Consider the following 14,754-nt stretch of genomic DNA (forward strand, 5'->3'; position numbering starts at 1 on the left):
AAAAGCACAGCAATGCGCAAGTGTACGGACATTTCCCAGTGTCGTGTAGGACGTTGCTTTTTCGAGTGTTGCGCTCTGTTGATCCATAAAAAACAGGCCGTTGCCCGACTTCGGCAAACCCATCAACAGCTCCCATCTCTCAATCCTCAAACGCAGAACGCACAGCCTCCACAACGCGCTCTGCCACGCGCTCATCTTCAAGTTGCGGATACCCTTTCTTCAGCTTGCCCGACACCGTCCAGCCATTCTCCTTGATAGAGCGAATGATGCGGTTCGCATCCTGGTCTGGCATTTCCAATACCTCTTTCAACTGTTCCTGAGCCCGCTGAAAGATCACCAGTACTCTGGCTTCATCCGCCATTTCCTTTTTAATCGTGTGCTCGATAACGCGTGCGGTGTACAGGACGTGTTCGGTCAGATCGGGATAGCGCCAGGCAAAGCGCGCGTCCTCATATTCATCGAAGATGAAGTTGCTGCGAGTACCGTCCTCGTAGGTCACGAGTTCGCCGAACCGATGGGCCGTCGCGTAACGTCGCATGAACGGTCGCGAGAATACTTCCAGCGTACGATCGTAGCCGGCCCTGAAGTCGATCGAGCTTGTGATTGTGGCAGACACCGGCAATATCACGCCGTCGGGCACTGCCTTGTCCCGAACCAGGGTGTCGTTGATCAGGAAGCGGTGAATCCGGCCATTCCCGTCGCGCATGGGATGGATGTACACGAAGCCAAATGCCAACACTGCGGCACGTGCCACTGACTCAGCGCCACGGGTTGCAACCTCAAACTCGTTGAGGCCTGCCAAGAGCTGAGCGAGGTCTGCGAAATCGGGGGCAATGTAATGCACGATGTCCTCGCGCATTGTTGCTTGGCCAACAAATACGGGAGAGCGCCGCAAGCCCAGTCCGATGGCGTCATGTCCAAGAATGCCAGCTTGCAGGGAATGCAGGCTGTCGTTGCTCAACGGGTCTTTGATATGACCGCAGTACTGGGCAATGACATGGGCAAACCGCTGGATGCGATCCGCCTGGTCGGCTTCCTTTTCGATGAGAAAGCTCGCGCGCGATTCCTTGAATGTCAGCCAACTGGCCGTACGCATCAGGATGTCGGCACCAAAGGCCTGATCCAATTCACCCAATGCTTCGCGCAGATTGAATTGCAGAGCTTCCTGCACTGGCACCGTACGGCGAACCAAGGGGCAGAACTCAGCCGTCCCCGGCAGGTTGTTGTTGATGCGCCAACGACGAGTTCGCAGAGCTTCGCGACGAGTCAGATAGTCCTGGGGCGAAAGTACATCGACATAGCCGCCATTGGTCACGTCAGGCACATCCAGGCGTTCGCCTGTCAGCCATTCGTAGAGGAACCCCGTGCGGCGGGCGTATTGGCCGAAAGGCTCCCGTCGACACCACTCTTCGACAGGCTGCGGGCCTATGGCTGCGAACAGACGGGCGAAGAACTCGAGGTGGATCTCTTCGTACTTGAGGCCGAATTCGAAATGTCCTGCGAAATCGTCTGCGGGCCGATAGCTTGTCGGGTATCGGTTTTCCACATTGCCGTCGGTTTCGCGATTGACACGTACCGTGCCGATCATGGATTCGACGCGCAGAGGCTGTGCCAGTGCGATGTCGTAACGGGTCGCGAGGGTCTTGAAACCGACTTGCATTGACGAAATCCTTTACTGGGACAAGAAAAACGCTAACAGAACCTTGATCTTATGCGAAAACGCTAATTTCGAAACGGTGGAAACACTAATGTCGGATTGAATTTGATAACAAATCCGTATTTTTCGAAAAAAACGCTAACAGGTCTTAGGATAGACGCTATCGCCCTGGGGCACTTGCGAATCGATCAGGGAAAATGGCGGAATGGCTGAAGAAGCAAAATCCACCAAATCCCGGGCATAAAAAAACCGGCCATCAAGGCCGGTTTTTTCTGTCTCTACATCCCCCGTCGAAACCATCTGACGTGAGATCAAAATTCGATTGGAGCGGGTGAAGGGAATCGAACCCTCGTTATCAGCTTGGGAAGCTGGAGTAATGCCATTATACGACACCCGCTCAGAGCGGTGACTTTGTACCAGATACGGCCGGCGATTTGAAGTTTTTCTTTACGTGGGGCGGGTTTAACCCGGATGTATCAACAATGCATGGAGCCCGTGACGGTCGATCGCGGGCAAGCCTCGCGCCTGTGCAATACGTTTAACGCAGCAGGGCGGGGCTTGCTCGCGATGACGTTACTTCAGCTTGCCAATGCATGTTGGTCCTGGACGTACTGGTAACGCGGTCGGCTTTCGTGTTGCGACGATTTCAGGAAACCCATCAGTGCGTTGCGGCTGTCCCGGCAGGCGGCTTTGTGCTCCATGTCGAGAAAGTGGCCGGTGGCCTGAATGGTGTTGAACGTGCTGTGTTGCACGTGGCCGGCGAATAACCGGGCGTCGTCGGCGGCGGTGTATTCGTCCCATTCGCCGTTGAGGAACAGCACCGGCACATCAATTTTTTTCGCCGCATGCAGGTAGCACTGGCGGTCGCTGTGCAGCACCTCGTTGATGTGGAAGTGCATCTGCCCGTACTCATGCTCGGCCAGGGAGCTGACGTGGCGATAGTTGAAGCGTTTGAACAGCGATGGCAGGTGTTTGCCGATGGTGTCGTTGACCAGGTGCCCGACCCGGTCGCGATCCAGGTTGCCGAGGTGTTCGACGCCGCGCTCGAGGTAGTCGAGCATGTGCGCGTTGATCACCGGGGAAAACGAGCTGATCACGGCTTTTTCGATGCGCCGTGGCCGTTGCGACAACGCCATCATGGTCGCGGCGCCGCCCCAGGAAAACGACAACACGTGCTCGGCGGCGAAGTGGTCGATCAGTTCCAGCAGGATCTGCCCTTCGATTTCCTTGGTGAGCATTTTTTCATGCAGGTTGTGGGCTTTTGACCGGCCCGCGTAGGGCTGGTCGTAGCAAACGACGTTGAATTGCGGATGGAGGTTTTTCACGGTTTGTGCAAACGACGCAGTCGTGGCCATCGAGCCGTTGACCAAGATAATGGTCTTCTCTGCGGCGTCTGCGCGATAGAACTCCGTGTAAACCCGATACTGACCCTGTATATCCAGCACAGCGATTTCTGGCCTCATGTCATAAGACTCCTGGCAAGCGGGTATGCGCGCAAATGAGATTGCACGAGCTTTGTGACAGGTAGGCATATGCCTTGGAATTTGCTGGCCCATGTCGATCCAATGCAGTCCGGTCGACGGGTATTGTTATTGGCGGGCAGTCTGCCGGGTGAGGCCGGAACCCATGGGTTCCTACCGGCAAAAAGTTTCTTGGAAGTATGTGGTGACTCATCGGTCACATTTCGGCCGACGTCCTGATTCAAGCAGGGGTCACATCATTGCGCAAGTGCCGTTGGTAAATTGTTCGACAACTTTCTGCTGAGCGGTCGTGCGCTTAGATCGATCGGATCTCTTCGTCGGTCAGCGGCCGGTATTCGCCCGGTTTCAACGCGTCGTCGAGCACCAGCGGCCCCATGCGTTCGCGGTGCAGGCGCAGTACCTTGTTATCGAAGTGGCCGAACATGCGCTTCACTTGGTGATAGCGGCCTTCGACAATGCTCAGCCGTGCCGATTTTGGCCCGAGCCGCTCTAGCCCGGCCGGTTGCGTGGTGAGGTCTTCGAAGGCGAAGTACAGCCCTTCACTGAATTTGATCGCGTATTCGGGGCCGATGTCCTGCTCGGTTTCGACGTAATAGACCTTGGGCAGTTTGGTCTGCGGTTGAGTCAGGCGGCGCGACCAACTGCCGTCGTTGGTGATCAGCATCAGGCCGGTGGTATTGAAGTCCAGGCGGCCGGCGATGTGCAGTTCGTCCTTGCCCGGTTCATGGATCAGATCGAGCACGGTCGGGTGCTGCGGATCCCGCGTGGCGCTGACGCATCCGGCGGGCTTGTGCAACATGAAATGGCGCAGCGGTTTGCCGACTTGCAGCACGTCGTCGTCCACTTCGACGCGGCTGAATTCGCGGACTTCGCTGTGGGGGTCACTGACGACTTTTCCGTCGACCCTGACGCGTTTTTCCACTAGCAACAGGCGTACCTGCTTACGGTTGAAGCACGGCAGGTTGCTGAGGAATCGGTCGACACGCATGACTAGGGATCAGTGCAGAAAGGGGGGCGCATCTTACTTGATCGATCCGGACGTTGCTTGCAACTGCGCCTCGACCTCGGCGCAACGCGGGCACAGGCACGAGGCGTCGCGCAGTTCCGCCGGCAGCGCCTGGAGCACTGCCGGGTCGATGCTGACACCGTAGCACCAGCAGGCGCGGTCGGCGGTTCGCGGGTCGGCCAGGGTGCAGTCGTTGGGGGCGCCGCAGGCGGCGCAGAGGTCAGGCTGGTTCATGGACGGAGTGAGACATTTCCACGCAGGTTCGGTTACGGCCACTTTGCTTGGCCCGGTACATCGCATGATCCGCCCGTGACAGCAGGCTGTGCAAGGTGTCATCGGGTTGCAGGGTGGTGAGGCCGATGCTCACGGTCAATTGCAAGGCCTTGTCGTTGTAGGCGTAGCGCTGTTGTTCCACGTGCTGGCGAATTTTCTCGGCAATCATCAGGCCTGTCTTGCCGTCGGTGTCCTTGAGCAGCACGATGAACTCTTCACCGCCCCAGCGGCAGACGATGTCGGAGTGCCGCAGGCAACTTTCCAGATCCCGGGCGAAACCGATCAGTACCTGGTCGCCGGCCAGGTGGCCGTAGGTGTCGTTCAGCGCCTTGAAGTGGTCGAGGTCCAGCAGCAGGGCGGTCAGCGCTTTGGGCTCGCGCCGGGCTTCCAGCATGGCCTGTGCGGCCAGCAGGTCGAAGCCGCGACGGTTGGGCAGTTCGGTCAGGCTGTCGAGGGTGGCCTGGGCCTGGATCCTGTCCTGAAAGCGTTTGATCACCCGGTTGAGCAGCGCCAGCACGGTCAGCGTGACCAGCAGGCAGATCAGCAGGTTGAGGTACAGCGACTGGCGGATTTCACCAAGGGCGCTGTCTTCGCGTTTGTCGACGAACAGGTACCAGTTCAGTTCCGGGATAAAGCGTACGTTGAGGAAATGTCCCTGGCCCTGCACGGAATATTCATAGCTGCCGCTGTGGGGTTTGGGCAGCCGACTGACCAGGTCTTTCATGCTGTCGAGTTCGCCGAGTTTCTGCCCGATGCGCGCACCCTGCGGGCCCCCTTCGGCGCCGGTAAGCACCAGGCGTCCGAAGTTGTCGACGAAATACACGCTGCGCTGATAACGCTGCTGGTACTTGTCGATCAGCTTGATCACCGCGTCGACGGTCAGGCCAACCCCGGCCGCGCCGATGAATCGGTCGTTGTAGTCGTAGACCTTGTAGTTGATGAAAAAGGTCAGGTTGTCCTTGTTGGCGAGGTCCGGGTCGACGTTGATTTCGTACGGATCCTTCATGTCCCGCACGCGGAAGTACCAGGCGTCGCGGGGTTCGGTGGCCTTGACCTGTTTGAGCACACCCTTGGCGTGGTAGTAGGTCAGGCTGGTGTTGGAGACGAAGAACGCGGTGTACGCGCCGTAGTGGGTCATGACCTCGTTGAGGTAGCGGGTCATCTGGTCGGAGTCTTTTTCACCGTTGACCACCCAGTCGCGCATGAAGGTGTCGCGGGCCATCATCGAGGAAATCAGGATCGGCCTGACGAGGTCTTTCTGGATTTCCGAGTAGACGGTGTCCGAGGTCAGCGGCAGCTCGGTGTTGACGATGTTGTCGCGGATCGATGCCCGGGAGGCGTAGTAGCTGAGAAAGGAAGTGGCGAGGAAGCCTGCGCCCAGCAACGCGACCAGCGTGAGAACCAACGAACGTTGAGAATACAGCGGCGAGCGAAGCGGCATGGCAGTTCCATTGGCAGCAATCCGATGGCGAGCATTCTAATTGCGCGGCGGGGAAATAACTGCCCTATGTGCGCCGCGAATGGTCGTTCCTGCGTTCCACAGAGGTTGCGCGTGGTCCTTGTGGGAGCGAGCAAGCCCGCTCCCACAGGGGGGGTGTTCAAGCCAGTGATTTCAGATACATCCGCCACCCGCCAAAATGGCTGATGTTCACCGCGCCCTCCAGCCCATGCGCCTCGCAGATAAACCCGCTCTCCCAGCGACCGTCCGCCAGTTGCACCTTGCCCAGCCCCAGCGGTGCCGCAATTGCGGTCAGGAACGAACCCAGTTCACGGCTGGGCAATTCCCAGACTTCCACCGCAATCGCCACGCCGCCATCCTTCACGCGGACCATGCCCGGGCGAAACGGCGGGCCACCGGCCAGGGCATAGAGTTGATAGTCCGGCGAGCTGAAGGTCGTTTCCACCCACCGGGCACCGCGCTGCCTGAGTTGCCAGTTCAACGCCAGCCCGTCCAGATGCGCGCCGCAGACCACCAGCCGTGCCCGATCATGGCGTGCAACCGTCACCGGTGCAGGTGCGGCCAAGCCTTGCTGACGCTGCAGGGCATCGGCCACGCTCAACAGATACTGATCGGTAAAGGCCCGGCCAAACAGCGTCACGCCCCATGGCAGGCCGTTGTCCATGAACGCGCTGGGCACGGCGACGGCGGCGTAATCGAGCAGGTTCATGAAGTTGGTGTAGTAGCCCAGTTCCGAATTGCGCAGCACCGGTTCAGCCTCGAGCTCCGCCAGCGTAATCGGGCGGCCGATGGTCGGCGTGACGACGCAATCAAGGCCCTCCAGCGCCGTATCACACTGGGCCTTGAGCGCTTGTAGCCGGTATTGGGCGCGGAAGGTTTGCACGCCGTCGACGGCGGTTGCCTTGGCCAATACGGCGCGAATCACTGGCAACACGGCCTCGGGGTTTTGCGCCATCAACTCCCCGGCCACGCTGTAGCGCTCGGCCACCCACGGCCCTTCATAGAGCAAACGTGCGGCCTCCAGAAACGGTGACAGGTCCAGTTCCACCGCTTCGCCGCCCAAGGCCTTGAGGCGGTCGATGGCATCACCGAACAACAGCGGGCCTTCAGGGCAGCCGAAGAATTGCAGGTCCTGCGCGCGCGGTACGCCGAAACGGAACGGCCGTGGTGTGCCGAACGCCGAGCCGTCGTTCCACAACGGATTGCTGCGGCTGTATTCGTCCCGAGGGTCGAGGCGCGCGGTGAGCGCCAGCAACTGGCTGGCCTCCCGCGCCGTGGCGGTGAACGTGGTGACGCAATCCAGCGTTCGGCAGGCCGGTACCACGCCGGCTGTCGAAATCAGGCCCTTGGTGGCTTTCATGCCGACCAGATTGTTCAACGCCGCGGGCACGCGCCCGGAGCCAGCGGTGTCGGTGCCCAGCGCAAAACTCGCGACCCCGAGCGCTACCGCCAGCGACGAACCGGCGCTGGAACCGCCCGACGGGTACTCCGGCAACACGCTGTTGGGGCACGCGCCATAAGGTGAGCGGCTGCCGTTGAGTCCTGTGGCGAACTGGTCGAGGTTGGTCTTGCCCAGCGGAATCGCACCGAGGGCCAGCAGTTGTTCGACGATGGTTGCCGAACGCTCTGGCACGTAGGCAAATGCCGGGCACGCCGCCGTGGTCGCAATGCCTGCCAGGTCGATATTGTCCTTGATCGCGAACGGCACGCCATACAGGGGCAGGCTGTCGAGGTCGCGACCGTCGAGGGCGGCGAGGTAAGGCTCCAGTTCTTCGGCGCTGAGCAAGTGGATGAACAGGTGATAGTCCGGGTTCAGCGCGGCGGCTTTGTCCCGCAGGACCGGCAGCAGTTGCCGGGGGGTGAGGCTGCCGTCGCGGTAGGCGCTGCGCAGGGCGTCGAGTTGCAGGTTGATGTTCATGGCATGAGTCCTTGGCAAAATGGGTTCAGTCGAGTTCCAGCACCACGACGCGCTGTCCGGCGCGCACCGCCGAACCCGGTTGCACGCGAATCTCGCGCACCACGCCGGCCATTGGCGCAAGCAGGGGGATTTCCATCTTCATCGACTCCAGGATCACCAGCACATCACCGGCCTCGACGCGGTTGCCGGCCTCGACCCGGACCTGCCAGAGGTTGCCGGCGATGTGGCTGTCGACGCTCTGTTGAGCGCAGGTCAATGGCGCCTCTTCGGTCGCTTCCGGGGCCGGTTCTTCACTGTCGAAATGGGCCTGGCCACTGGCGATCCAGCGTTCGCGTTCTGCATTGAATGCGCCTTTTTGCTGATCGCGAAATGCGCCAATGGTCTGGGCTTGCTGTGCCAGGAACGCCTGGTAATCCGCCAGATTCAACTGGCTGTGCTCGATGTTCAGGTCGAAGCGCCCGAGGGGGAAATCCCGGCGGATGCGCAGCAGTTCATCGGCGCTGACCGGGTAGAAACGGATCTGGTCGAAAAACCGCAGCAGCCACGGTTTGCCGTCGAACGCGGCGACTTCGCGGTAGCGGTTCCACATCTGCAACGTACGCCCGACAAACTGATAGCCACCGGGGCCTTCCATGCCGTAGACGCACATGTAGGCGCCACCGATGCCCACCGAGTTTTCCGCGGTCCAGGTGCGCGCCGGGTTGTACTTGGTGGTCACCAGGCGATGGCGCGGGTCGAGCGGGGTGGCGACCGGTGCGCCGAGGTAGACGTCACCCAAACCCATCACCAGATAACTGGCATCGAACACCGTGCGTTGGACTTCATCGAGGTTCGGCAGGTCGTTGATGCGGCGGATGAACTCCAGGTTGCTCGGGCACCACGGCGCGTCCTTGCGCACGGTGGTCATGTATTTCTCGATGGCCAACTGGCACGCCGGGTCGTCCCAGGACAGCGGCAGATGGACGATGCGCGAGGGCACTTGCAGGTCTTTGGCGGCGCACACGGCGTCCCATTCCCCGGCGACGATGCCGAGCAGGTCGGCCAGTGGCAGTTGCTCGGGTTGATAGTGGATTTGCAGCGAACGAATGCCGGGGGTGAGGTCGATCACGCCGTGCAGGTGTTTGCTTTCCAGGGCCTGCATCAGGGCGTGGGCTCGGAAGCGCAGGACCAGGTCCAGTTCCGGGGCGCCGATTTCGAGGAGCAGGTTGGTGTCGCCGGACAGTCTTGCGACCAGCCGGGTGTCGTCCTGCCCCAAATCCAACACCACGGGCGACACCATCCCCTGTGGGAGCGGGCGTGCTCGCGAAAGCGGTGCTTCAGACACATCAATGTTGACTGACACGCCTTCTTCGCGAGCAAGCCCGCTCCCACAGTGATCCCATTTCAAGGCAAGGTTTCGCGCTGTCTTGAGGTCGACAGGAATGAACTGCACCTTGTCCCCGGCCTTGAGCTGCCCCAGTTGCCAAAGATCCGCCTCGATCACTGTCACGGGGCACACGAAGCCGCCGAGGCTCGGTCCATCCGGGCCGAGGATCACCGGCATGTCTCCGGTAAAGTCCACCGCACCGATCGCATAGGGATTGTCGTGGATGTTCGACGGATGCAAACCGGCTTCACCACCGTCGGCGCGCACCCATTCCGGCTTCGGCCCGATCAGGCGCACGCCGGTACGGCTCGAGTTGAAATGCACTTCCCACTGCGTGGTGAAGAAGGTGCCGATGTAGTTTTCCGTGAAGTATTCCGGGGCGCCGTGCGGGCCGTAGATCACACGAATCTGCCGAACCGCGGGCAACTCGGCGAGCTGTTCTTCAGCCAGTTGTTGACCGGCGCTGCGGTCATTGAGCGCAGGCACGTGCAACACGTCGCCGGCCCGCAAGGCGCGACCGCCGTGGCCACCAAACTGGCCGAGGGTGAAGGTGCTTTTACTGCCCAGATATTCCGGCACCTGCAGGCCGCCGCGCAGGCACAAATAGCTGCGGGCGCCTGCACCGGCAATCGTGCCGAGGCTCAAGGTGGCGCCTGCCGGAACCCTCAGCGCGGTGTTCATCGGTACGCTTTCACCGTTGAGCAGCAATGGAATCTGCGCGCCGGTCACCGCTACCACCGCCTCGCAATTGAAGCGCAGCAATGGCCCGCTCATGGTGATTTCCAGCGCCGCCGCGCCTTCGTCATTGCCCAGTAAACGATTGCCCAAACGCAGCGCGCGACTGTCCATCGGGCCCGAGGGCGGCACGCCGACTGCCCAGTATCCGAGGCGGCCGGGATAGTCCTGAACGCTGGTTTGGGTGCCAGCGCTGAGCACCTCGAAGGTGTTGGCCTGATAGACCAGGCCTTCCAGGCAACGGGTCCAGGGTTGACCGCTGGCGAAAGGCCCATCCAGCAGAATCTGCCGCAGGTAATCGCGGTTGGTTTCCACGCCGTAGAGCAGGCTGGCGCCCAGCGCCTGATGCAGGTCCGCAGCAGCTTCTTCGCGGGTCGGCGCCCAACTGATGACCTTGGCGATCATCGGATCGAAGTACGGCGGGATCTCGCAGCCCGCCTCGACCCAGGTGTCGATGCGCAGCCGAATGCCATCGGTCACCGGGAAATCCACGGCGGTGAGCAAGCCCGGGCTGGGTTGAAAGTCGCGCCCCGGATCCTCGGCATACAACCGCGCCTGAATCGCATGCCCCACAGGTTTCAGAGCCTGTACCAGATCGCTCAGCGGCGGCAGGTCGCCGGCCGCCAGTTGCACCATCCAGCGCACCAGGTCGACGCCCCACACCTGTTCTGTGACGCCGTGCTCCACCTGCAAACGGGTGTTCACTTCCAGAAAGTAGAAACGCCGGGCATCGCTGTCGAAGACGAACTCCACGGTGCCGGCGCTGCGGTAATTCACCGCTTTGGCCAGTTTGATCGCCGCCGCGCACAGTTCATTGGCCATGCCGTCGGGCAGGTTCGGCGCCGGGGTTTCCTCGAGGACTTTCTGGTTGCGCCGCTGTACCGAGCAGTCACGCACGCCGAGGGCGATCACTTGACCGTGACCGTCACCGAATACCTGCACTTCCAGATGACGGGCGCGCTGGATGTACTTTTCGATGAACACCCCGGCGTCGCTGAAATTGTTCTGACCCAGGCGCTTGACCGTTTCGAAGGACTCGCTCAACTCGGCCGCACTGCGGCACACGCGCATGCCGATGCCACCACCGCCGGCGGTGCTCTTGAGCATCACCGGGTAGCCGATCTGTTCAGCGGCCTGCAGTGCGGCATCGAGGCTGTCGAGCAGCTCGGTGCCTTCGAGCATGGGCACGCCGTGTTGTTTGGCCAGGGCGCGTGCAGTGTGCTTGAGGCCGAACACGCGCAATTGTTCGGGCGTCGGGCCGATGAAGGCGATGTTGGCGGCCTCGCAGGCTTCGGCGAACGCGGCGTTTTCCGAGAGAAAGCCGTAGCCGGGATGGATCGCGGTGGCGCCATTGTTTTTGGCGATGGCGAGGATTTTATCGACCGCCAGGTAAGTGCCGGCGGCCGCGCCTTCGCCGAGGCTGTGGGCCTCATCGGCTTGCAGGATGTGCAGGCTGGCGGCATCGGCTTCGGAATACACGGCAACACCCTGCACTTGCAGCTCGCGCAAGGTCCGCAGGATGCGGCAGGCAATGGCGCCGCGGTTGGCAATCAGGACTTTTTCGAACATGGCATAACCCCTGGAGGGGATGCGGGCCGTCCCGCAGTTTTTCGATGAGAGCCGGGGTCGTCCCCGGCGGCAGAATCAGATTTCTTCAAATCACCGCCGCCCCCCTGTAGGAGCGAGCCTGCTCGCGATGGTCGTGAACGATTACGCGTAAAACCAGATGCCCAGCGGTGGCTTCGGGTTTTTCGCGAGCGAGCTCGCTCCTACAGGGGGTGGTGATGTTCCTGAGGTTTGAGGCACTGGCCTGAACGGGCCTGGCACAAGGCAAACAACCAGCGGCGCAATCCCGGGAATTTCAGTTCCATACCAGCAGCTCCGCAGGGGTGGGGTTGTAGGCATTGCACGGGTTGTTCAGTTGCGGGCAGTTGGAGATCAGCACGATCACGTCCATCTCGGCCCGCAGGTCGACGTACTTGCCCGGTGCCGAGATGCCGTCTTCGAAGGTCAGGCCGCCGTCGGCGGTGACCGGCACGTTCATGAAGAAGTTGATGTTCGGCCCGATGTCACCCTTGCCCAGGCGGCCATCGTGAACGCAAGCGCGCAGGTAGTTGTCGCGGCAGCTGTGCATGTAGCGTTTTTCCAGGGCGTAGCGCACGGTGTTGCTCTCTTGCGCACAGGCGCCGCCGAGGGTGTCGTGGCGCCCGCAAGTGTCGGCGACGATGGTCAGCATCGGCTTGCCGAGGTTGGAAAACAGCACGCTGCCGGTGCTCAGGTACACGCTGTTCTGCCGGCGCAGGGTGCGCTGCACGTCGTAGCGTTCCTTGGGGTTGGCGACGCTGTAGAACAAGGTGTCGACAGCCTGATTGCCTTCCAGATCGAGGATGCGCAGGGTCTGGCCAGCCTTGACCTCCATCAGCCAGGGTTCGCCGGCGGGGATGGTGGCGCGGTAGACCGCTGTTTCTGGCAGTTTTTGAACAGTGGCGATGGCGAGTGACATGGCAGCGATCCTCAGGCGAACAAACGGTCGGTGTTGATGAAGCCGCGCTCGTTTTCCGGACGCGAGGTGCGGCAGTGTTCGGCGACGCTGGGGTCGGCGTTCATCCAGCTCAGCTTCAAGGGTTTCGGCGCGTATTCAGGCGCCGGGTCCATCGGGTGCTGCAGGGCGGTGAGCACTACCAGCGTGTCCATCGGCGCATACAACTCGATGTAGTCGCCGGCCCTGGAATTGCCCGCGACGAAATGGAAGCGCCCGGCATCGTCGACGTTCACGCGGCTGAACAGGTTGAGGGTCATCAGCAGGTCGGACAGGCCCAGTCCCCACTTGCCCAGTTCCACCAACAGGTTGTCGGTGCCGTTGCGAAAGAAGCCGTTGCGCAGTTCCTGGTAGCGGCCCGCGCCGTACTTTTGCGCCACTTCTTCAGCGCAGAGCACACCGCCCAGGCTGTCGCTCCAGCCGCAGGTGTCGGCGGTGATGGCGGCCAGCACGCGGCCCATGTCCGAATACAGGCAATGGCCGGCGGTTAGCCTGGCGGTGTGTTGGCACTTGAGGCTGTCGGGCAGGTTCAGGCGTTCGGTTTTTTCATTGGCGTTGAGCAACGTCAGGCTGACGTTGGCGCCGCCGCGCAGGTCGGTCAGGCGCAGCAATTGGCCGCGCTTGAGCACGAAGGAACGATGGCCGCCGCCAGGGAGCATTTCTTCGGCGAAGGGCGGGAACAGTCGGGGCGAATCAGTCATGGGCAAAACCCTCTCAAGCGGTTCGAAGTGAGCCCGCCAGTTGCACTGGCAAGGCGTCGACGGCGGCACGGCGGGTGCGGCGGTCGCTGTTCAAAGGGATGTCGTAGGTGATGCGTGCGCCATAGGCACCGGGGGCGTGCGGGTCGAGGCGGACCTTGTCGAACACCAGCAGCCGCGTGCCAAGGCTGAAACCTTCGGACAGGTCATGGGTGACCATGAACACCGTCAGTCGGGTCTCGCGCCACAGCTCCAGCAGCAGGGCGTGCATGTCTTTGCGGATGCCCGGATCAAGGGCGCCGAACGGTTCGTCGAGCAGCAGCACGCGCGGCTTCATGATCAGCGCCTGGGCAATGGCCAGCCGTTGTTGCATGCCTCCGGAGAGTTGCGCCGGGTACTTGTCCAGCGAGTGCCCAAGGCCGACTTTTCGCAGCAACTGCGATGCCTGTTCGCGGGCCTCTTTTTTGGCACTGCCGAACAGGCGTCCGAGCAACGGCGAGCGCGGCAGTTCGAGGCCGAGGGCAACGTTGTCCAGCACGCTCAGGTGCGGGAACACCGAGTAGCGCTGGAACACCACGCCACGGCTGGCATCCGGCTCACCGGCCAAGGGCTGACCGTCGAGCAGGATCTCGCCGCGACTGGCGCGTTCCTGGCCGAGCAGCAGGCGCAGGAAGGTCGATTTGCCACAACCGGATGCCCCCACGAGCGTGCAAAACTCACCCTCGTCGACATTCAGGTTCAGGCCTTCGAGCACCACTTGATCGGCGTATCGCTGCCAGACGTTTCTAACGGTGATGAAGCTCATTTGGCGACCCCCTGGTGCCAGGGGAACGCACGCCGGGTGAGGTGTTTGAGGCCCCAATCCATCAGCCAGGCGAGCAGGGTGATCCACACCACGTACGGCAGGATCACATCCATTGCCAGGTAGCGGCGCACCAGGAAAATCCGGTAGCCAAGGCCGTCGGTAGAAGCGATGGCCTCGGCGGCGATCAGGAACAGCCACGCCGAGCCGAGCATCAGCCGCAGCGAGATCAACAAGCGTGGCAACAATTGCGGCAGCACCACCCGCAGCATCAGGGTCCAGGTGGAAGCGCCAAGGGTCTGGGCCTTGATCAACAGCTCCACGGGGATTTCCCGGGCGCGCTGTTCCAGGTCCCGGGCCAGGGCCGGAGTGATACCGATGACGATCAGCATCACTTTCGACAATTCCCCCAGGCCGAAGACGATGAACAGGATCGGCAGGATCGCCAGTGGCGGCACCATCGACAGCACTGTCAGCAAGGGGGACAACGGCGCACCGAACAGCGGCAGGGTACCGGCGGCGATGCCCAGGCACAGCCCGGCCAAGGCGCTGATTCCCAGGCCGATAGCCAGGCGTTGCAGGCTGGACGCCGTGTCCTGCCAGAGCAGGTATTCGCCGGTACGGGTGTCGGCCACGAACGCCAGGCGTTTCACCGCGTCGGTCATCTGCACGGCGCTGGGCAGCAACTTGTCGTTGGGGTTGTCCGTCAGTCGCTCGGCCGAGCCCGTGAAGTAGGCGAACAGCACCAGGGCGAACGGCAGGATCACCAACAGCAGGCGACTCGGGCGGTCCGGGTGACGGTTGATCAGGCGCATGGCCA

At 61.7% G+C, this 14,754-nt stretch carries 11 protein-coding genes and 1 tRNA gene; all 12 read right to left on the reverse strand.

The window, feature by feature from the left end; genetic code table 11:
- Window positions 1-139 precede the first annotated feature (139 nt).
- Window positions 140-1,660, reverse strand: coding sequence for a Fic family protein (locus AC06G5_RS06405; protein ID WP_413703452.1), 1,521 nt, complete (start codon window positions 1,658-1,660; stop codon window positions 140-142).
- A 320-nt stretch (window positions 1,661-1,980) separates the two neighbouring features.
- Window positions 1,981-2,054 (reverse strand) — tRNA-Gly (locus AC06G5_RS06410).
- 181 nt (window positions 2,055-2,235) lie between these two features.
- Window positions 2,236-3,120 carry an alpha/beta fold hydrolase gene (locus AC06G5_RS06415; protein WP_413703416.1) on the reverse strand — a complete coding sequence of 295 codons (885 nt, stop codon included), beginning with the start codon at window positions 3,118-3,120 and terminating at the stop codon, window positions 2,236-2,238.
- Between the two features lie 313 nt (window positions 3,121-3,433).
- Window positions 3,434-4,126, reverse strand: coding sequence for a pseudouridine synthase (locus AC06G5_RS06420; RefSeq protein ID WP_413703415.1), 693 nt, complete (start codon window positions 4,124-4,126; stop codon window positions 3,434-3,436).
- A gap of 33 nt (window positions 4,127-4,159) precedes the next feature.
- A complete protein-coding gene (locus tag AC06G5_RS06425) occupies window positions 4,160-4,378 on the reverse strand; it encodes a cysteine-rich CWC family protein (RefSeq protein ID WP_413427594.1) in 219 nt (72 codons plus the stop codon).
- Window positions 4,365-5,858: a sensor domain-containing diguanylate cyclase gene (locus tag AC06G5_RS06430; RefSeq protein WP_413427593.1), complete on the reverse strand. Its 1,494-nt coding sequence runs from the start codon at window positions 5,856-5,858 to the stop codon at window positions 4,365-4,367. Before AC06G5_RS06430 ends, AC06G5_RS06425 begins: the two co-directional genes overlap by 14 nt.
- 157 nt (window positions 5,859-6,015) lie before the next feature.
- Window positions 6,016-7,794 carry an allophanate hydrolase gene (gene atzF / locus AC06G5_RS06435; RefSeq protein WP_480459115.1) on the reverse strand — a complete coding sequence of 593 codons (1,779 nt, stop codon included), beginning with the start codon at window positions 7,792-7,794 and terminating at the stop codon, window positions 6,016-6,018.
- A 25-nt stretch (window positions 7,795-7,819) separates the two neighbouring features.
- On the reverse strand, window positions 7,820-11,464 hold the full coding sequence (gene uca / locus AC06G5_RS06440) for an urea carboxylase (protein WP_480459117.1): 3,645 nt from the start codon (window positions 11,462-11,464) through the stop codon (window positions 7,820-7,822).
- A gap of 292 nt (window positions 11,465-11,756) precedes the next feature.
- The gene (locus tag AC06G5_RS06445; protein ID WP_413427590.1) at window positions 11,757-12,398 is read right to left on the reverse strand and encodes an urea amidolyase associated protein UAAP2; all 642 of its coding nucleotides are present in this window, start codon (window positions 12,396-12,398) and stop codon (window positions 11,757-11,759) included.
- A gap of 11 nt (window positions 12,399-12,409) precedes the next feature.
- Window positions 12,410-13,135: an urea amidolyase associated protein UAAP1 gene (locus AC06G5_RS06450; RefSeq protein WP_413427589.1), complete on the reverse strand. Its 726-nt coding sequence runs from the start codon at window positions 13,133-13,135 to the stop codon at window positions 12,410-12,412.
- A gap of 13 nt (window positions 13,136-13,148) precedes the next feature.
- Window positions 13,149-13,937 carry an ABC transporter ATP-binding protein gene (locus tag AC06G5_RS06455; protein ID WP_413427588.1) on the reverse strand — a complete coding sequence of 263 codons (789 nt, stop codon included), beginning with the start codon at window positions 13,935-13,937 and terminating at the stop codon, window positions 13,149-13,151.
- Entirely contained in the window at window positions 13,934-14,749 is an 816-nt protein-coding gene (locus tag AC06G5_RS06460) for an ABC transporter permease (protein WP_413703411.1), read from the reverse strand. The genes AC06G5_RS06455 and AC06G5_RS06460 overlap by 4 nt, the downstream gene beginning before the upstream one ends.
- Window positions 14,750-14,754 lie beyond the last annotated feature (5 nt).

The sequence above is a fragment of the Pseudomonas sp. WT-JTC genome (genome assembly GCF_056711565.1).

Coding starts and splice junctions, on each gene's coding strand:
- AC06G5_RS06425 (WP_413427594.1), bottom strand. CDS start 4,378: ATGAACCAGCCTGACCTCTGCGCCGCCTGCGGCGCCCCCAACGACTGC.
- AC06G5_RS06415 (WP_413703416.1), bottom strand. CDS start 3,120: ATGAGGCCAGAAATCGCTGTGCTGGATATACAGGGTCAGTATCGGGTT.
- AC06G5_RS06445 (WP_413427590.1), bottom strand. CDS start 12,398: ATGTCACTCGCCATCGCCACTGTTCAAAAACTGCCAGAAACAGCGGTC.
- AC06G5_RS06430 (WP_413427593.1), bottom strand. CDS start 5,858: ATGCCGCTTCGCTCGCCGCTGTATTCTCAACGTTCGTTGGTTCTCACG.
- AC06G5_RS06460 (WP_413703411.1), bottom strand. CDS start 14,749: ATGCGCCTGATCAACCGTCACCCGGACCGCCCGAGTCGCCTGCTGTTG.
- AC06G5_RS06405 (WP_413703452.1), bottom strand. CDS start 1,660: ATGCAAGTCGGTTTCAAGACCCTCGCGACCCGTTACGACATCGCACTG.
- AC06G5_RS06450 (WP_413427589.1), bottom strand. CDS start 13,135: ATGACTGATTCGCCCCGACTGTTCCCGCCCTTCGCCGAAGAAATGCTC.
- AC06G5_RS06455 (WP_413427588.1), bottom strand. CDS start 13,937: ATGAGCTTCATCACCGTTAGAAACGTCTGGCAGCGATACGCCGATCAA.
- uca (WP_480459117.1), bottom strand. CDS start 11,464: ATGTTCGAAAAAGTCCTGATTGCCAACCGCGGCGCCATTGCCTGCCGC.
- atzF (WP_480459115.1), bottom strand. CDS start 7,794: ATGAACATCAACCTGCAACTCGACGCCCTGCGCAGCGCCTACCGCGAC.
- AC06G5_RS06420 (WP_413703415.1), bottom strand. CDS start 4,126: ATGCGTGTCGACCGATTCCTCAGCAACCTGCCGTGCTTCAACCGTAAG.